21 protein-coding genes are annotated in these 17,186 nt (G+C 35.9%); 7 read left to right on the top strand and 14 right to left on the bottom strand.

From position 1 onward, the window contains the following. Window positions 1-141: 141 nt before the first annotated feature. The 3 genes from CY0110_RS31205 (at window position 142) to CY0110_RS30190 (ending at window position 1,247) form a co-directional block, all read left to right on the top strand. Window positions 142-327, top strand: coding sequence for a transposase family protein (locus CY0110_RS31205; protein WP_232285815.1), 186 nt, complete (start codon window positions 142-144; stop codon window positions 325-327). Window positions 328-549: 222 nt separating this feature from the next. After that, window positions 550-786, top strand: a complete 237-nt coding sequence (locus CY0110_RS25345; RefSeq protein WP_008278487.1) for a hypothetical protein — start codon at window positions 550-552, stop codon at window positions 784-786. Then, window positions 783-1,247 (top strand): PEP-CTERM sorting domain-containing protein, encoded by a 465-nt coding sequence (locus CY0110_RS30190; protein WP_071943944.1) that lies wholly within the window; start codon window positions 783-785, stop codon window positions 1,245-1,247. The genes CY0110_RS25345 and CY0110_RS30190 overlap by 4 nt, the downstream gene beginning before the upstream one ends. A gap of 117 nt (window positions 1,248-1,364) precedes the next feature. On the opposite strand, the gene CY0110_RS25355 is transcribed toward CY0110_RS30190, so the two are convergent. The 12 genes from CY0110_RS25355 to CY0110_RS25410 form a co-directional block, all read right to left on the bottom strand. Further along, window positions 1,365-2,882: an alternate F1F0 ATPase, F1 subunit alpha gene (locus CY0110_RS25355; protein ID WP_008278489.1), complete on the bottom strand. Its 1,518-nt coding sequence runs from the start codon at window positions 2,880-2,882 to the stop codon at window positions 1,365-1,367. Window positions 2,883-2,904: 22 nt separating this feature from the next. Then, window positions 2,905-3,225 carry a type II toxin-antitoxin system RelE/ParE family toxin gene (locus tag CY0110_RS25360; RefSeq protein ID WP_008278490.1) on the bottom strand — a complete coding sequence of 107 codons (321 nt, stop codon included), beginning with the start codon at window positions 3,223-3,225 and terminating at the stop codon, window positions 2,905-2,907. 2 nt (window positions 3,226-3,227) lie between these two features. After that, window positions 3,228-3,479, bottom strand: a complete 252-nt coding sequence (locus tag CY0110_RS25365; RefSeq protein ID WP_008278491.1) for a ribbon-helix-helix domain-containing protein — start codon at window positions 3,477-3,479, stop codon at window positions 3,228-3,230. A 77-nt stretch (window positions 3,480-3,556) separates the two neighbouring features. Then, complete coding sequence (locus CY0110_RS25370) at window positions 3,557-4,300, bottom strand: F0F1 ATP synthase subunit B (protein ID WP_008278492.1); 744 nt, start codon at window positions 4,298-4,300, stop codon at window positions 3,557-3,559. A gap of 3 nt (window positions 4,301-4,303) precedes the next feature. Next, entirely contained in the window at window positions 4,304-4,582 is a 279-nt protein-coding gene (locus tag CY0110_RS25375) for a F0F1 ATP synthase subunit C (RefSeq protein ID WP_008278493.1), read from the bottom strand. A gap of 38 nt (window positions 4,583-4,620) precedes the next feature. Then, window positions 4,621-5,313 (bottom strand): F0F1 ATP synthase subunit A, encoded by a 693-nt coding sequence (locus tag CY0110_RS25380; RefSeq protein ID WP_008278494.1) that lies wholly within the window; start codon window positions 5,311-5,313, stop codon window positions 4,621-4,623. A 43-nt stretch (window positions 5,314-5,356) separates the two neighbouring features. Continuing rightward, window positions 5,357-5,653, bottom strand: a complete 297-nt coding sequence (locus CY0110_RS25385) for an ATP synthase subunit I (protein WP_008278495.1) — start codon at window positions 5,651-5,653, stop codon at window positions 5,357-5,359. Between the two features lie 157 nt (window positions 5,654-5,810). Further along, on the bottom strand, window positions 5,811-6,119 hold the full coding sequence (locus CY0110_RS25390; RefSeq protein WP_008278496.1) for an AtpZ/AtpI family protein: 309 nt from the start codon (window positions 6,117-6,119) through the stop codon (window positions 5,811-5,813). Next, on the bottom strand, window positions 6,112-6,507 hold the full coding sequence (locus tag CY0110_RS25395) for a F0F1 ATP synthase subunit epsilon (RefSeq protein ID WP_008278497.1): 396 nt from the start codon (window positions 6,505-6,507) through the stop codon (window positions 6,112-6,114). Before CY0110_RS25395 ends, CY0110_RS25390 begins: the two co-directional genes overlap by 8 nt. Continuing rightward, window positions 6,497-7,918, bottom strand: a complete 1,422-nt coding sequence (atpD, locus tag CY0110_RS25400) for a F0F1 ATP synthase subunit beta (protein ID WP_008278498.1) — start codon at window positions 7,916-7,918, stop codon at window positions 6,497-6,499. The genes CY0110_RS25395 and atpD overlap by 11 nt, the downstream gene beginning before the upstream one ends. Window positions 7,919-8,281: 363 nt before the next feature. After that, window positions 8,282-9,049 carry an iron uptake porin gene (locus tag CY0110_RS25405; protein ID WP_008278499.1) on the bottom strand — a complete coding sequence of 256 codons (768 nt, stop codon included), beginning with the start codon at window positions 9,047-9,049 and terminating at the stop codon, window positions 8,282-8,284. Window positions 9,050-9,317: 268 nt separating this feature from the next. Next, a complete protein-coding gene (locus tag CY0110_RS25410) occupies window positions 9,318-11,858 on the bottom strand; it encodes a sensor domain-containing protein (RefSeq protein ID WP_083794118.1) in 2,541 nt (846 codons plus the stop codon). A 481-nt stretch (window positions 11,859-12,339) separates the two neighbouring features. On the opposite strand from CY0110_RS25410, the gene pyrE reads away from it, so the two are divergent. From pyrE to CY0110_RS25430, 4 genes are all read left to right on the top strand, one after another. Next, window positions 12,340-12,930 (top strand): orotate phosphoribosyltransferase, encoded by a 591-nt coding sequence (gene pyrE, locus CY0110_RS25415; protein ID WP_008278501.1) that lies wholly within the window; start codon window positions 12,340-12,342, stop codon window positions 12,928-12,930. 418 nt (window positions 12,931-13,348) lie between these two features. Further along, window positions 13,349-13,567: a DUF2811 domain-containing protein gene (locus CY0110_RS25420; RefSeq protein WP_008278502.1), complete on the top strand. Its 219-nt coding sequence runs from the start codon at window positions 13,349-13,351 to the stop codon at window positions 13,565-13,567. Continuing rightward, the gene (locus tag CY0110_RS25425; protein ID WP_008278503.1) at window positions 13,564-13,779 is read left to right on the top strand and encodes a hypothetical protein; all 216 of its coding nucleotides are present in this window, start codon (window positions 13,564-13,566) and stop codon (window positions 13,777-13,779) included. The genes CY0110_RS25420 and CY0110_RS25425 overlap by 4 nt, the downstream gene beginning before the upstream one ends. After that, window positions 13,772-14,092, top strand: coding sequence for a hypothetical protein (locus CY0110_RS25430; protein ID WP_008278504.1), 321 nt, complete (start codon window positions 13,772-13,774; stop codon window positions 14,090-14,092). The genes CY0110_RS25425 and CY0110_RS25430 overlap by 8 nt, the downstream gene beginning before the upstream one ends. Window positions 14,093-14,315: 223 nt before the next feature. Here the strand turns inward: CY0110_RS25430 and CY0110_RS31210 are convergent, their stop codons facing one another. Together CY0110_RS31210 and CY0110_RS25440 are read right to left on the bottom strand one after the other, a co-directional pair. Next, complete coding sequence (locus tag CY0110_RS31210) at window positions 14,316-14,627, bottom strand: hypothetical protein (protein WP_232285814.1); 312 nt, start codon at window positions 14,625-14,627, stop codon at window positions 14,316-14,318. Window positions 14,628-14,699: 72 nt separating this feature from the next. Next, the coding region (locus CY0110_RS25440) for a PAS domain S-box protein (RefSeq protein WP_008278506.1) at window positions 14,700-17,186 on the bottom strand (2,487 nt) is incomplete at its 5' end.

Here is a 17,186-nt window from a genome sequence, read left to right on the forward strand (position 1 = left end):
TACCAAAAGCTGAGGATATTGTTGATGTAGTTATTGGAAACCTGGACCAATAAGTGACATAAAAATATGTAGGCAACTTTAAATAAATTTAAGATAAATCAAACTTTTAGTGGGGACAAAGCCTACATTGGAGAAACTCAAATTACGACTCCGCATAAAAGAGCGAAAAATGGAGAATTAACAGAAAATCAAATAGAAGAAAATAAAGCTTTATCATCTAATCGAATTTTTGTAGAGCATTTAATTAGAATAGTCAAAGTATTTAAAGTAGTTCAAGAGAGGAGAGATTTCGCTTACACAAAAATAGATATAAATCGGTTTTATTAACAGTTTGCGGATTAGTCCGCTTGAGAATTAGTTCCCTAATTTTAGAAGTAATAAAATCCTGTACATCTGGAGAAATAATTGACGTTAGAATGAACCATAGTTTTATGTCTAAATTAGATTTAGTCTCTTCAAATCCTTATTAATTCGTTTTCAGGACAATTTTTTACTTCGAGTCCAATACACCTGTTTCTATTGCTGTAACTAGGTTATAGATTTTTGGAGATGTCTAATGATCAAAATAATCTAGGAATAGATACGAGTGGTTCTGGAAATAATGCAACTAATTTTGGGGCTTTATTTGAATCTCAAGGTTATGAAGGAGGTGCTGCTACTTTTAGTGGGGGAGCATATCTACAATCAACAATCGATCCTAACCCCAGTGTGTTACCTCAAATGACATGGGGTGCTTGGGTTAAACCAACTACTACTGATTTACTGATTCTGTTCAGACTATTCTGACTGGAGATAATGGAGGTTTTGATCGTGCCATTGTGATTGATAATCGTGGTGGTGGTGGCAATACGTGGTCAACTTTTACTGGAAATGGTGTCTTGTCGTCGGGAATAACACCTACAGTCGAAGATTGGACATTTCTAGCTGTTGTATATGATGAGAATACGACTTCTCTTGATTTTTATGTTAATGATCAAGTCGTTTCTAGCAATTCAACCAACTTTGATTTTTCTAATTCATTCTTTTTGATCGGAAAAAACCCTTGTTGTCCTCAATTTGTAACAGGATTGATTGATAACGTTTTTGTTTATGACGAAGCTTTATCCTCATCAGAAATTACAGCAATTCGCGAAAATGGATTTGGGGTAGTACCAGAACCACTAACCATCCTTGGAACCGGAACCGCAGTAGCTTTCGGAACAGGTTTCAAACGTAAATTAGCTCAGAAGAAAGCTAACAAAGCATAACGTTCTTTAAAAATCGAAAGTTTATTTGATAATGAATAGTTCTTCTTTTAAGAGAATTATTAACTATCTGATCACATCATTAATGTAATTTTAATCTTGTAGAAAAACCCAACAACATTAAAAGCTTACATTGATAGTGTTGACTAATTGATGCAATAACGTCTCTTTATCTGCTTCACTCAAAGATTCTCCCGATTGAATTTTGTCACAAATGTCGGGTAGTTTTTCTGTTACCATCTGACAAATTTTCCTTTCTGCTTCTCGGATATTTTCTAAGGGGACATTATCTAAAATCCCTTCATTGATGGCAAATAAAACAGCAATTTGTTCAGCAACGGAAAAAGGTTGAGATTGAGGTTGTTTGAGGATTTCTCGCACTCGTCTGCCTCTTTCTAAGGTTTGTCGGGTATCTTCATCTAATTGCGTACCAAAACGGGCAAAGACTTCCACTTCTTGGAATTGAGAATAGGATAAGCGTAAATCTCCGGCTACTTCTCCATAGGCCCGTAATTGGGTTTTTCCGCCCACTCGTGACACTGATTTTCCCACAGAAACCGGGGGTAAAATGCCTTTTTGATAAAGGTCTGGAGACAGATAAATTTGACCGTCTGTGATAGAAATTAAATTAGTCGGAATGTAAGCAGAAATGCTTTGAGCTTGGGTTTCGATAATAGGTAAAGCCGTTAAAGAACCGCCGCCCCATTCTTCTCGAAGATGGGTAGATCGTTCAAGTAATCGAGAGTGAATGTAAAAAATATCGCCGGGATAGGCTTCTCTTCCTGGAGGACGACGCAATAAGAGAGAAAGCTCTCGATATGCCCAAGCATGACGGGTTAAATCATCATAGACAATTAAAACATCCCGTCCCCGTTCCATAAAATACTCCCCGATAGACGTGGCCGCATAAGGGGTAATATATTGCAAACCGGGGGGATCTTCTCCATCGGCTACGACAACGATAGAATAGTCTAGAGCATCTGCTTGCCGTAATTGTTCGATAACCTTGGCTACAGCAGACGTACGTTGACCAATGGCGCAATAAATACAAATAACATCCTTATCCTTTTGATTTAATATGGTATCCACTGCGATCGCCGTTTTGCCAATTTGGCGATCGCCGATAATTAGTTCTCGCTGTCCTCGTCCAACAGGAATTAACGCATCAACGACTTTTAAACCTGTTTGTAGGGGAACCGTAACCGGCGCACGATGGATAAAAGGAGGTGCTTTTCGTTCGATAGGAAATTGAGTTTGAGTGGAGATGGTTCCTTTATTATCTAAAGGACGACCTAAACCGTCAACAATGCGTCCAAGTAACGCTTCTCCTACGGGAATTTGTACAATTTTCCCCGTTCGTTTAACTTCTTGACCAGCTTCTAAATGTTCGCTATTTCCTAATAAAATAACCCCTAATTCGTCTACGTCTAAGTTGAAAGCAATCCCTAAAATATCCCCTGGAAAACGCACTAATTCATCGGCTTTAACGTTGGGTAAACCGATAACTTTAGCGACTCCTTGATCAATCGATTTCAGAATCCCAATTTCTTGTGGTTGAATTTTGGCTTGATAGTTGTTTAATTTTTTATCAAGCTGAGTAATGGTATTTTCAAGAACGGTTTTTAAGGTTTTTTCCATTGTTTATTTTACATTCATCAATTTAATTTTCTTGATTAAAAATTTTCCGAATATTGCGAGAAACATGAAGAATTCTTATAATTATTAATTGTTCATTTTCAATAAGATAAAAAATTAAATATTTATCAAAGCCTTTTACTTTCCATTTTCTAAGTCCTTCTAGTTGTGAATTATTGGAAAAATAAAGACTCCCAAGGTAAGGCGTTTGGGCTAATTTTGCGATAGTTTGCCGAGTAGTGTCAAAAAATCGCAAGGCAACATCGGGATTATTTTGAGCAAGATAATCAGATATATTATCTAAATCTCTGGTGGCTTTTGGTGAAATAAAAATACGTAAAACCATGATTAACCCTGGTTTATACGGTTGATTACTTCTTGGCGTTTATTTTTCCACCATTCTTCTGTCATTTCGATGGGTTCTCCACTGTTTAATCCTTCAAGTAATAAATTTTCTATTTGGTTTTGTGCTTCTTTTTCTTGTTCTTGACGGATAAGATGAATAATATATTCATTGGCACTACTATAACCCTTCGCTTGAAGCTGTTGCTCAATAAATTCACCCATGGTATCCGATAAAGAGATATTGAGATTTGCCATGATAAGGAGTCAAATAAACACTATTTTAAGTTTGGCATTTTTTGTAAAATTTTGCCACTAAATATCATTAATTGAAATTAATTTTTATCGATATCTAAACCTTCTACATAGTCCTTTAAATTCCAAGCAATTTTATAATCGCTGGCTTGTAGTTCAATGCCACAAATTAAGTCAGAATTGGTCATAAATTGTACGTTATTGCCTTGATAAATATGAGTTTGCTGGAGTAAAGTTAAAAGGCGATCGCGACTTTCAGGGGGAATTTCAAAATGACTACGAATGATTAAACTATTCTCTATTGTTTGGGCAGAGTTGGCTAAATTTTCTCGCTCTTTTTCTGATAAATTTTCGAGACGATGAATAAATTGATTAATCATTTGTTGTTCTAAAGAAGCATTAGCTAAGTCTCCTAAAGCATGACCAGTCATTTTGTAAATTTGCTGCACAATTTTTTCTTGAAACCTATCAAAAAATTGAGCTTTTTCTCGTTCTAGTGATTCTTGCCAAGTCTTGCGTTTTTGTTCAATATCTTGACGCGCTTCTTCTACTAAATCATGATATTTTTCATCTGCTTTAGTTTGGGCATGAGTCATTATCTCATGTTGTTTTTCTTCTAATTCATGTTGTTTTTTTTGATAAGAATTTGCCTCAGTTTTAGCAGATTCTTTTTCTTTTTCTGCTGCTTGCCAACGATTTTCAATTTCCTTTTGACGAGCTTTAATTGTTTTTACAATCGGTTTATATAAAAAACGATTCAGTAAAAAAACTAAAATTAGAAAATTAATAATTTGAGCAACAATGGTAAACCAGTCAATTAGCACGAGTTAACCTCCTGCATTTTGTACAAAATAATTCCAAAAAGGATTAGCAAAAATTAAAATCATCGAAACAACAAAACAATAAATAGCTGTTGATTCTACTAAGGCTAAACCTACAAATAAAGTGCGAGTAATCGTATTCGCTTTATCGGGTTGTTGTGCTAAAGCTCGTAAGGCATTCGCTAAGGCTAACCCTTCTCCAATAGCAGGAGCAACGGAACCAATAGCAATGGTTAATCCTGCGGTAATAATGGAAACGATACCAGTTAAACCTAGATTGTCCATATAAAAATCTCCTTATTTTGGTAGTGAAATCTTTTCTTTTATGATTGATTATTCCCTGTTTTACGTTGTTGAATATTCATACCTGATGCAATATAAACCATCGCTAAAATAGTAAAAACATAGGCTTGAATAACTCCCACTAATAAACCAAATAATGTCATCACAGCAGGGAAAAATAAAGGAACAATTGAAATTAAAATAGCCACTAATAAACTGGTACTCATAATATTTCCAAACAGACGAATAGCCAGAGAAACAGTACGAGATATTTCACTGATCAAATTAAACGGCAACATCACAGGAGTCGGTTGAATATAATGACGTAAATAGTTAGTAACACCAACATTTTTAATGCCATAAATAGGAACAGCGACAAACACACATAAGGCTAAGGCTGCGGTGGTAGACAAAGAACCAGCAGGAGATTGATAAACTGGAAAAATTGTTAATAAATTGGCCATGGTAATAAATAAGAATAATGTGCCAATAAAAGGTAAAAATTGATCTGCTTTTTGTTGACTAGCATCTCGAATTTGTTGACTAATTTGTTCAATAATAATTTCTAGGGCAACTTGCCAACGAGATAGAGGGGGTTCAATGGATAAGGTTCGAGTAATTAGCCAAGATCCTAACACCAAAATTAGCATTACTAACCAAGTAAAAACAATAGTGGCGTTAAGATTAATCCATTGCCATTGCCAATAAATAATACTGTCAGGGGTAATATCCATTTGAAAACTCAAAAATCAAAAGTTAGAAGTTAAAAGTCTGAATTTATAGTTTAAGATCAGAGTTGGATAATTTAGGTTTCAAAACGTTAGTTAATATAATTCTTGCTAATATAAATCCTCCTAAACAAATTAATATTCGTTGCCACTGTCCATCCATGATGAGATAAAAACCAAATAGAGTCACAAGAATACGACCGAGAAAACTACCAATAAATAAACGTACTGGAAAAACTGTTGTTGGCAGTTGTCGCACTGTAATCCAAAGACTACTAAAGTAAAAAGCTCCTAACATTATGCCAAAAATAAAAGGAATTAAATTCTCTAATAAAAAGCCTATCATCCTCATTTTCTCCTCATTAAATTGTCAAACAGATAATTATTAATTGGTTAAGCTGTTGTGTATTGATCATGGCTTATTTAATACAAATGTAAAAACGCTTTCTCCCTGCTCCCCTTCAATCTCAATTAGGGATTTAGATGCTTAACAGCTTAACCTTTCATTCATCTCGACTTTCCCGTTGTACCCAATACCAAGCATTAAGGCAACCAATGATCACCCCAAAAAATAACATCATTAATGTCCAAGAATAGGGATCATTCAAAATAGCATCCAACCAAATACCCACAGCAATACCAATAAGGGTAGGAATAGCCACAGACCAACCTACAATGCCAAACATACCCAGACCATACCAAATGGTACGATCGCCTTCTTTTCGAGCAGTCATTTTGCGATCGGCTTTATCTTTCACTGCTTGTTGAAAGGTTCCTTGTCTTTTTTGATGCTCGTTTCGAGGTCTATTCACCGCCTTCTCTCCCTATTTCTACAATACCTCTGGCTAACCCGGACTCTAATCTAGCGATCGCGGTACGGGTCATTTTTTGCTGTTCGTTGAGTTGAAGAAATTCTTCGGCAACGGTTTGATGTAAACGGTCTAAATTGGCATCTTTCACCGCTCTTCCTGTAGAAACCATCACCGTTTGCCCACATTTGACTAAAATGCCTTCGTCAATGGCCATAAACACCTCCTCCCCCTGCAAAGAACGATAAGATAAAATACTTGGAGTTAAGGCGGTTACAAAGTCAATATGGTTACTCAGAAGCCCAAATGCGCCGTTTTTGGCTTCTGCATTCACTTGTTCGACCTCTTCAACTAAAAAGACCTTATTAGGAATTAAGACCTTAAGTTTCATCTTTTTCTGCCTCCTTTTGCTTTTTTTGTACTTCGTCAATGGAACCCAACATATATAAAGAACTTTCAGAATAGTCAGCAAATTCATCATTAAGAATGCGTTCACACCCCTCTAAAGCATCCTCTAAACTGACTAATTTTCCTTGTTTCCCAGTAAACTGTTCCGTACTAAAAAACGGTTGAGTTAAAAATCTTTCTAAGCGACGGGCCCTAGCTACCGTTGCGCGATCGCTTTCTGAGAGTTCTTCCATCCCTAACATAGCAATAATATCTTTTAAATCTTCGTAACTGGCCAAGGTACTTTTGATCCCTTGGGCAATGTTGTAATGTCTCTCGCCGACAATGGTGGGTGAAAGCATTTTTGATCCCGACTGTAACGGGTCAATGGCGGGATATAACCCTTCACTCGCTCGTTTACGGGATAACACAATTGAAGCAGATAAATGACCAAAGGTTTGGACGGCAGCCGGATCTGTAAAATCATCTGCCGGCACATAAACCGCTTGAACTGAAGTAATAGACCCTGTGGCGGTGTTGGTAATGCGTTCTTCGAGTTCGGCTAATTCTGTGCCTAGGGTAGGTTGATAACCCACTCGTGAGGGCAACCGTCCCATTAAACCTGATACTTCTTGTCCTGCTTGGATGAAGCGAAAAATATTATCCATCAGTAACAAGACATCCTGTTTCAGTTCATCTCGAAAATACTCAGCCATCGTCAAGGCCGCATGACCCACTCGAAACCGCGCTCCTGGGGGTTCGTCCATTTGACCAAAGAGCATGATCGTATTGTCTAGAACCCCTGCGTCTTGCATTTCTCGATATAATTCTTCTGCTTCTCGGTTTCGTTCTCCAATGCCACAAAATAAACTGATTCCTTGATATTGACTCACCATATTGTGAATCATTTCTGTGATTAACACTGTTTTACCCACTCCCGCACCCCCAAATAGTCCTGCTTTGCCTCCTTGTTCGATGGGGGTTAGGATATCGATAGCTTTGATGCCGGTGGCTAAAATATCTGAAGTGGTAGACCGTTGTTGTAGGGGTAAGGGTACTTGATGAATTGATCGCCAGTTTGCCTCGGTTATGGCTTCTTTACCGTCAATAGTCTCCCCAAAAACATTAAACACTCTACCCAAGGTTTGCTTTCCAACAGGAACTTGCAACGGTTTTCCTAAGTTGATTACCCGTGACCCTCTGGCTAACCCAGAAATTGGGGTTATACCAATGCCTCGCACAGTATGAGCATCTAAATGGTTAACCACTTCAATAATTATTTCTCCTTCTTCCCCTGCCTGTAATTGACTGTATAAATCAGGTAATTTTTCTTCAAAGTAAATATCAACCACGCTACTACGAATGGCAAGGACTTTACCATGATTAACTTTAGAGTTGCCATTCGCTGCTTGCATATACGTTAACCTTGTCAATTGGTGTTTAAGGGTTATGTCTTAACCAATTTTTATCAAAACAATTTAAGGACAATGTTCGGCTTTGGTGCTTTTAGGTAACATTTTATTACTGTTGAATTTGGAGCGTTATGACAGGATCTTAACTTACATTTCTATCTAACAACAAGGGTTTTTCTGGGACAGGCTACTTAATCATTTATTTATAATTGAATGTTAGAAAAAAGCTCTTAAAACAGTTATTCGTTATCCCTTTTCAGTCATATATTTAGTATGACTTCTCACTTCTTTGAAAATTTGGGGAGTCGGGAACAGTTAGAAATAAAATTGTCTTCTTCTGTTCACCCTATCCCCCGTCAACGATTATTAAGGCATAATCGGAATTTGTTGTTGATCAAATTGGCGATCGCGTAGGGTTCCAGGTGTGGTACGAATATAATCCGGATTCCCTGTTAAAGAGGAGTTAAAGGGGTTTACGATGTCTGGGGTGCGGATCCTGGGACCGGCGGTTTGTTGTCTGAGTCCATCCCATAACACCGCTTCAATGGTTTTCGCATCATTAGCAATGGTGTTATCAAAGAAAGATCCCGGCGCATATCGCCAGCCAAAAATCTTATTCATTTGGCCAAACATATCGGTGTTATCGTAAAACCGTAAACTTTCATTATAAAAAGCCCGATCAATAACGTGGGTAAAATGCTCTCCTCGTTCTTCAGGAATGGCTTGAACCGCAGGATTAGTATTTTGATAAGCTGCTGTTCCCAGGTTACGAGCTTCGAGTAAACGCCTTTCTAGTTGTTCCATACAAGCATTTAACCCGGCTGCAAACTCATTCCGAGTCAGGGCGCGATCGCCTCGATACGTGCGATCAGGATAACCCACAATACAGCCATAATTCTCTACTAAATTTCTGAGAGCCTGATAAGACCAATCTGTTGGAGAAACGTCTCTTAATTGTTGAATACTACTGAGTTGCTCTAAAATCGTTTGATAATCATAATTTTGAGTAGGGATGTTATCGTTTGGTATAACTTGTTGGGTTTGTTGAGCCGTCTCGATCATAGGCTCAGCGTAACTCGCGTTACTGACTAACACCGACCCCACAATTAAAGCAGGTAATAAGGGTTTATACATTGTTGTTGCATCTCCTCACAATTAATTTTAGGTAAAACTCGGTCATGTTTGTTGATAAGCCAAAGTCAATGGATGCAGTCATGACCACCCGTATTTTAGCTAATTTTTCTGTTGCGGTCTGAAGATTGACCTTAAAACAATTCTCTTTACCTTTTATGAAGTTATATTAAAAAAACAACTCACTATACTGAAAAGTCAACAAAATTTTAGGTAACTTCTGTCAGTTAATTTGTAAAGACTACCCAAACAAATAAATATGTCTACCTACTTATTCATATCTAAAATTGGTGCTTTCTATTGCTTGGCTAGGTAAGGGTTTAGAAAATAAATATCCTTGTCCAAATTCACATTGTAAATCTCGCAATGTTTGCAAATCTTGTTCCGTTTCTATCCCTTCAGCAATCACACTCAGACCTAATTGATGAGCCAAGGTTATGATAGTTTCAATAATTCGATAATTTCCTTCACTTTGATTCATTTCAATCACAAATGAGCGATCAATTTTCAAATTATCTACGGGCAAATTGTGGAGATAACTCAGAGAAGAATAGCCGGTTCCAAAATCATCAATACTTAACTCAATACCTAAGGATTTAATTTGTCTTAAAATGTCTCTTAATTCCAAAATATTTTCCATCAAAATGCTTTCAGTAATCTCAAGTTTTAGAGAATTACCATTCAATCCAGTTTGATCAAGTATTTTTTCTATTTTTGAGACAAATGTGTTATTTTTCAACTGTTTAATTGAAAGGTTAATGCTCATTTTAAGCATTGAACACTCTGGGTATTTTTGTTGCCATGTAGCTAATTGACGACAAGATTCCAATAAGACCCATTCGCCGATGGGAATAATTAATTTTGTATCTTCAGAAACAGGAATAAATTCATTGGGAGGAATTAACCCTTTTTGCGGATGTTGCCATCTAACCAAAGCTTCAAAACCCACCAACTTTTTATCTACGAGTGAAATGATTGGTTGATAATAAACAATAAATTCTTGCTTCTCTAAGCCGATTCTTAAATTTGTTTCCAACTCAAGTCGTTTCTGGGCTTGAGCATACATAACAGAATCAAAAATCATATAACGAGCTTTTCCTTGTTCCTTAGCTTTATACATAGCTAAATCAGCATTTCTAATAATGTCATCAGCTTCTTCATTATTTTGACTATTAAAAGCAATACCAATACTGGCACTAATAACAATATTTCTTTGTTCGATAATTATGGGAAGTTTCAGAGTTTCAAGAATACGCTCAGCAATATGAATAGCTTTGATTTTTGACTCTAAATCATTTAATAAAATAATAAATTCGTCTCCACCAATACGAGCAACTGTATCAAGAGAACGAACACAACTTGTCAGTTTAGTTGCAATTTGTATGAGAACGCGATCGCCTATAATATGACCCAGACTATCATTAATCAGTTTAAAGCGATCAAGATCAATAAAAAGAACAGCAAAAGAATAGGTTGGATGCCGTTTAATGCGTTCAATGGATTGGTTTAATCGATCAATAAATAAGAGTCGATTGGGTAATTTTGTTAAAGTGTCGTGTAGAGCATTATGACGTAATTTTTCTTCAGCTTTTTTCCGTTCGGTAACATCAATTGCCATTGATATTACGACTCGTCTGCCGTCGGATAGTTGTTCTAAAGGGGCTGAATTGAAATTTAAAATTTTTTGTTTTTCGTCAGAGGTATCAATCACAAATTCCCCTTCATCAATTTTTGTCTCTAAATCATAAAGATGATTAATCACAGGACGAATAATATTTTGACGTTTTCCGTAGGCTTTTTCTAGCCAAGTATCTATGGTTGGAATCTCATCATGAGTATAACCAGTTAATTCTGTAAAGATATCATTGATTTGTAGAATTTCTCCATCTTCCGCATGAATCATAATGGGTAAAGGAGCATTAATAATCGCTTTTTGAAAACTTTCTTTGCTTTGCTTTAGTTCCGTTTCTATTTTAATTTTTTCTTGAATTTTAGCTTCTAATTGCTTTGTTCTTTCTTTAACTCTATTATCCAAGTCTAAATTTAATTGCTGAAGTTTTGCCTCTGCTTCTTTAAGTAACGTAATATCTCTGCCAACTGCTTGAATTTCGGTTAATTGGCCGTTTTCGTCAAAAATACCTCGATTAATCCACTGATGCCAGCGTATGTCTTCTTGATGATTCATTACCCGATATTCATGGGTTACAATAAGATTATGAGGATTAATCGAATCTAAAACTTGACAAACTTTCTCTTGATCTTCATTAAAAATAGTCTCTAAAAAAGAGCTATTTTCTAATTCTTCTTTTGTTCGATTAAAATAATGACAATAAGCATCATTGATGAAGGTTAATATTCTATCAGAATCGAAACGACAAATTAACTCCGTTTGTGTTTCTGTGATTGCTTGATATCTTAATTGATTTTGATACCAAGATTGTTCTAACTTATTTAATTGATTAGCGATTTGTCTCAGTTTGAACAAAGATTTTTTTAGAAGTTGAGAAAACCCAATAATAACCAATCCGCTACTAATATAAATCGAAGCTTTATAAACACGATTATAATTAAGCAATTTAGTGAGTGCGAGAGTATCAAGATTTGAATTAAACAGAAAAATTTGTCTGACTCCTTCTAAAAGGCACAAAATATTGAGAAAAATAAGTCCTATTAAAATAAAGTTGATAGCTGTTTTACTACGGATGTATTGCTCCGTTTTTTGCATTCGATTCCAATCAAAAATAAAATAGGTGGAAGTAACTAAAATAATCAATGTTGCTCCCATAATAAGGACTCTGGAAAAATTCATCATTTTTGACTATTCCATTCAATTTTGAATTACTCAATCAACTAAAATTATCGCCAAAAATCAGCTGTCTCGTATTTAATTTAATACGATGACTGTAAGCTATTTTGAAGATAGAAAAAATAAGGTTAAGGAACAACAAAAATGACTACAAAGAAGATACTTAGCAGCTTAATAGTAAGTTTAGTATTGATGATCTTTTAATAAATAATTAAGACTAATCTAAACAACTTCTTAATATAAGGTAAGATAAACTAAATTTGAAAATTTTTCAATAAGGTCGCTCACTAAGACGGATACTGTTTGAGACTCTATCAAAACTGGTTCATCAGCCACGACAATTCGCTGTAAAATACGATGAAACTACTCTTTACTTGATAATGACGGAGGAGCGTCACAAATTCATCTCCTCCTACCTAGTTAGACCCGATAGTAATTTTGTTCATTAAGTTTTATCATTATTATTGTCACCTGTGAGACTTGTTCTATGATTTCCGTTGCGACTGCAGATTTATCGGCCTTGCGTACCTATCTTTTAGAGTTATTCGTTAAATTAGCTTATCAAGAAGGAGACTTTACCCTCTCTTCTGGTCAAAAAAGTAGTTACTATATCAACGGAAAACAGGTAACCTTAAAAGCTCAAGGGGCTTTGGCCATTGGTCGTTTATTACTGTCCATGTTACCCCCTAACACTCAAGGGGTTGCCGGGTTAACCTTGGGGGCTGATCCTATCGTCAGCGCGGTTAGTGTGGTGTCAGCTTACGAAAATTGTCCCATTCCTGCTTTAATTATCCGCAAAGAAGCAAAAGGCCATGGAACGCAAGCTTATATTGAAGGGCCAACTCTTTCCCCAGGATCAACAGTGGTGGTTTTAGAGGATGTGGTCACAACAGGTAAGTCAGCCATGTTAGCTGTGGAACGATTACAGGCCGTTGGTTACATCGTTAACACGATTATTGCCCTAATTGATAGGGAACAAGGAGGGGCTGAGTTTTATCAAAGTCAGAGGTTAAATTTTCAGGCTTTATTCTCCATTAGAGACATACAAAAGTTTTATAAAAGTCATTCATCTTCTTAAGCAAAATTTTCATTGTAGATTTTCCAAAATCTTTTCACAACCTCATAAATGTTTTCCACAAGTTTTCCTGACTTTTCCACAAGTTAATCTAACTTTTCAACAACAAAAAACCAAATAATAGACTTCTGGCAATTGATGGGGAAAAGTATTAAGTTAATGCTTGTTTAAAAAATCCTAATCACTTTTTTTGCATCCTATGTTAATATACATAAGTCTGATGTAATTTCTAAATTAATAAATGCGTCTACTGATGGTTATTATGATTTTAGTTTATTAACTTTTCTAAACTCTAAATAGGTTAAAAAAATGCTAACCTTAAGAAACTATTGTTAGATTGCTGCTAATTCAAAATTATGCTTTAAAAAAATAAAATAATACCGATTTTCTTGATTTTGTTGTTAGTTTTGCAGGAAAAAACATGAAAACTTCTATTGCTTTTGAAGTTGAAATCCCAGAAGAAACCTATATTTTGCTCACAAACTTTATTGAAAACCATGCTCCGTTAGGATTTAATGAAGTTGTTTCTTTAGCTGTTTCAACTTTTTTGACTGATCAAAAAATCCCCTTTAATTCTTGTCAATCTTATTCATCTAATGTATACGAATATCCTCATCATTCAAAGGTTTTAGAGCAATGAAAAGAAAAAAGTTAATTCCCCTTCCTTGGAAAACCAGAGAAAGAATTAAGGCATTTTCTCAAGTATTTCCGAATGTTCCCTTATTAGAAAGTCCAACCACAGGGGATCAATTATCTAATGTTATTGATTGTCTCCAACCCATCGCAAAATCAGAAAGTGCAGCTTTTTCTTTATTAAGAGAATTGGATTCTTATCGGTGTTACGGTGAATAACTCTAAGGAAAATCTAGGATCTTTCTTTAAACCGATTAACCTGTTAATTGCGGTGATTATTATCACCGTAATTTTCATTATTGCTTTTTATAACCTCTCAGAAAATCCAGAAAGCCGTCAAATTCGGCAAACGGCAGAAAAGCAACTAAGATTATTCGCCAGAGGATATAGTCTTAAGGCTATTGACTGCGAAGGAATTGATGCTAACAATGATGGGTGGGTTAATTGTCGGGCTGATGATCGCACAGGACAACTCCTTTACTTAGAATGTCCTTATCAAGTTACCGATCAAGAATGTCGCTACAGAGATTAAATTGATTTGTGTTCAGTCTCAAGTTAGAAAATTATCAATATCATCTTTTATAAAATATCCTTGTGTTGTCAATAATGAACCATTCATGGTAAACAATTGCCACATAAAAGTCCTCTTCGACTAAGCGGTCGCAGACAGCCAAAAAACCAGAAAAGAAGGGATCATCATCGTAAGTGGTATCTTTGAGAAACAAGGTAACAGAGTTATACCAAATCCGCTTATTTTAGTAGAGTAACATTTTTTCTCCCCGCTCCCTGCTCCCTGCTCCCTGCTCCCTGCTCCCTGCTTCAAGACTTAATACTATACTATCTAAAACGGATCTAGTATTACTATCCTCACTCCAAATCGTCCGTAAAATGGTAATGTTATCGTGACTTGAACTATCCACATGAAGCAATACCCAACGTCCTTCTATTTGCATAAACTCAGGTTCAGAGTATCTAAAAACTGATGCCCAATCTTCTGGTCCTTCATGCTTCTCAATGATTCGATCCCAACGGACAGTTTTTATTTTAGAAAGAGTAGTTTCTGGCAATTGTGTTAATTTCATTTTTTCTGTTAATTAATCATAATATTGTTGATCAGATGGGTTAACTGGGGAGGCACATTAGTTTAATTTAAAATAAAAAGTCGCCCCTTCTCCTACCCCACTCCGGGCCCAAATACGTCCACCATGACGATGAATAATCCGTTGAACAATAGAAAGGCCAATTCCTGTTCCTTCAAACTCTTTTTGTGAGTGTAATCGTTGAAATGCACCGAATAGTTGCTCCGCATATTTCATATCAAAACCGACTCCATTATCAGCCACAAAAAGAGTGCCGTCTTCTAAACAATCGACCTCAATTTGAATCGGATTCTGTCCCTGACTAAACTTAACGCTATTCTGGATTAAATTAATAAACACTTGTTGTAATAAGGCGGAATCCCCTAAGACTGTGGGTAATTGTCCTATCTTAAATTCAATATTGATCCCTTCAGAACAAACCAGATCAATAGCAGTTTTCACTACAGCATTAAGATTAACCTCATGAAACACTAACTCCCGTCTTCCTACCCGCGACAAGGTGAGTAACCCATCGATTAAACGACCCATTTTTTGACTACTTTTTTCGATCACATCTAAATAATGTATGACCTTGGGATCGTCTTTGACATCACTATTGAAGAGTCTTGGTTTTAAAGCATTGACAAACCCATGAATATGTCGCAACGGCGCACGCAGATCATGAGAAACAGAATAACAAAAAGAGTCTAATTCTTGATTGGTAGCTTCTAGTTGAGTGGTTTGTTCTATTAATACTTGCTTGGTCTTCACCAACTCAGTCACGTCACGGGAGGTTGCTAGAAGTGCGTAAACCTCTCCGTGGGAGTTTTTTAGGGGGACTTTATAAGTGTCAAAATAGTGATCGCCGTCGGGTAAAGTAATAATTTCCTCAAGGTGGAGCGTTTCTCCTGAGTCAAACACTTGTTGATTTTGCTGAGCAAAATAATCAGCTATTTCAGGGTTAAAACAGTCAAAAATTGTTTTACCTTGCACCTGTTTATGGTGATCAAAGCCGATACCTTTGGCAAAGACTTGATTACAAAACAACAGTTTCATTGTCTCCGGTTCTACCACAAATACAAAGTCAGGAAGAGTATTTAATAACATTTCTAATTCTGCCGTTCGTTGACTTACCCGTTCCTCTAATTGTTCATTTAAGCGTTTAATCTCTTGTTCTCTCTTTTTTTGTTCTGTGATATCTTGAGCTAATCCAGCGACACGAACCAAGTCTCCCGATTGATTTTGTATAGTAAACCCCCTGTCCCTAATCCAGCGTTGAGTTCCATCAGACCGAATAATGCGATATTGATAGTCAAATTCCCCTTCAAGTAATTTTTGCCAAAAATCCCTTTTAATTCGATCACGATCATCAGGGTGAATCGATTCTATCCATTTGGTTGGGTTTTCGTACATATAGTCTGGACTGTAGCCCCAAATTTTTTTACAGGTAGGACTAGCATAGGTAAGGTTTTGATAGCTAGGATCGGTTTTAGAAATATCAATAATCCAAAATACTTCACGAATATTTTCTGCAATTTGGCGAAATTTTTGTTCACTTTCTCTTAAGGCTTTTTCTGCTTGTTTTCGTTCGCTAATATTCCGAGAATTGGCTACAATTCCTTTAATATTAGGATTGTGGAGTTGATTACTAGCTACTGTTTCTATCCATATATATTCATTACTTTTTGTTTGATATCGATACTGAACTGTAATGATTTCTTGGGGATGATCAAGTAGCTGAGAAAAGCTATTTCCTACCCTAGCGCGATCATCTGGATGAATTAAATCAAAAGTTCTCATTTGCTGCATTTCTTCGAGGGAAAAGCCATAAATTTTTTCAGCCGTCGGAGAATTATAGATTAGCTTTCCTTCTTTGTCGAAAATTGAAACAATATCAGAGGAATAGGTTAATAAGGCTTGTAATTTATTTTCACTGGCTTCTTTTTCTCGTTCTGCTTGTTGACGACTTCTATTATTACGATAGGCTTTAATTAAATTAGCACAAGTGGTTAAAAAAGGTTGTAAGTATTCAACTAAATTATCATCATATCCTTGTGGACGGTTGGCAACTCCCACCATTCCTATTAATTTATTATTATGATAAAAAGGGAGTCCTAAAAAAGCATCAAGAGAAGGATGACTTTCAAGTAAACTTTCTTGTCTATGATCCTTACTAGAATGATTGGAAATGACTGGTTTTCCCGTGGTGATAACTGCTTCAAGTAAGGTTTTTAAGTTATGAAATTTCATGTTATGGGGGGCATTTTCATTATAAAATTGCTTAGTTTCTTTATTCCAGAAAATATTCGTTAGAGAATGGATTTTTATAGAGGGTTTTCCTCTCAACTTCATGTAAGTTTCTTTTAGACAATATTCCTTTTGCTGATTGTAACTAATTTCTCCAATAAAACCATATTCACTGTCTGTCAAAATTAGCAGATTTTCTAATAAGTCATTAAATAAAACTTGAGGAAGTGTGTTAGCAATAAATTGAGATTGCGCTGAAGTAATTGCTTTTAAAATACTATTACTTTTTATTAGTTCACT

The sequence above is a fragment of the Crocosphaera chwakensis CCY0110 genome, from assembly GCF_000169335.1.
GTDB classification, from domain to species: domain Bacteria; phylum Cyanobacteriota; class Cyanobacteriia; order Cyanobacteriales; family Microcystaceae; genus Crocosphaera; species Crocosphaera chwakensis.

Excerpts from the sequence above, each read along its gene's own strand:
- CY0110_RS25385 (WP_008278495.1), bottom strand. The coding sequence starts at position 5,653 with ATGATAGGCTTTTTATTAGAGAATTTAATTCCTTTTATTTTTGGCATA.
- CY0110_RS25345 (WP_008278487.1), top strand. The coding sequence starts at position 550 with ATGTCTAATGATCAAAATAATCTAGGAATAGATACGAGTGGTTCTGGA.
- CY0110_RS25375 (WP_008278493.1), bottom strand. The coding sequence starts at position 4,582 with ATGGACAATCTAGGTTTAACTGGTATCGTTTCCATTATTACCGCAGGA.
- CY0110_RS25425 (WP_008278503.1), top strand. The coding sequence starts at position 13,564 with ATGAAAAGAAAAAAGTTAATTCCCCTTCCTTGGAAAACCAGAGAAAGA.
- CY0110_RS25365 (WP_008278491.1), bottom strand. The coding sequence starts at position 3,479 with ATGGCAAATCTCAATATCTCTTTATCGGATACCATGGGTGAATTTATT.
- CY0110_RS25355 (WP_008278489.1), bottom strand. The coding sequence starts at position 2,882 with ATGGAAAAAACCTTAAAAACCGTTCTTGAAAATACCATTACTCAGCTT.
- CY0110_RS25420 (WP_008278502.1), top strand. The coding sequence starts at position 13,349 with ATGAAAACTTCTATTGCTTTTGAAGTTGAAATCCCAGAAGAAACCTAT.
- atpD (WP_008278498.1), bottom strand. The coding sequence starts at position 7,918 with ATGCAAGCAGCGAATGGCAACTCTAAAGTTAATCATGGTAAAGTCCTT.
- pyrE (WP_008278501.1), top strand. The coding sequence starts at position 12,340 with ATGATTTCCGTTGCGACTGCAGATTTATCGGCCTTGCGTACCTATCTT.
- CY0110_RS25405 (WP_008278499.1), bottom strand. The coding sequence starts at position 9,049 with ATGTATAAACCCTTATTACCTGCTTTAATTGTGGGGTCGGTGTTAGTC.
- CY0110_RS25360 (WP_008278490.1), bottom strand. The coding sequence starts at position 3,225 with ATGGTTTTACGTATTTTTATTTCACCAAAAGCCACCAGAGATTTAGAT.
- CY0110_RS25410 (WP_083794118.1), bottom strand. The coding sequence starts at position 11,858 with ATGATGAATTTTTCCAGAGTCCTTATTATGGGAGCAACATTGATTATT.
- CY0110_RS25380 (WP_008278494.1), bottom strand. The coding sequence starts at position 5,313 with ATGGATATTACCCCTGACAGTATTATTTATTGGCAATGGCAATGGATT.
- CY0110_RS25395 (WP_008278497.1), bottom strand. The coding sequence starts at position 6,507 with ATGAAACTTAAGGTCTTAATTCCTAATAAGGTCTTTTTAGTTGAAGAG.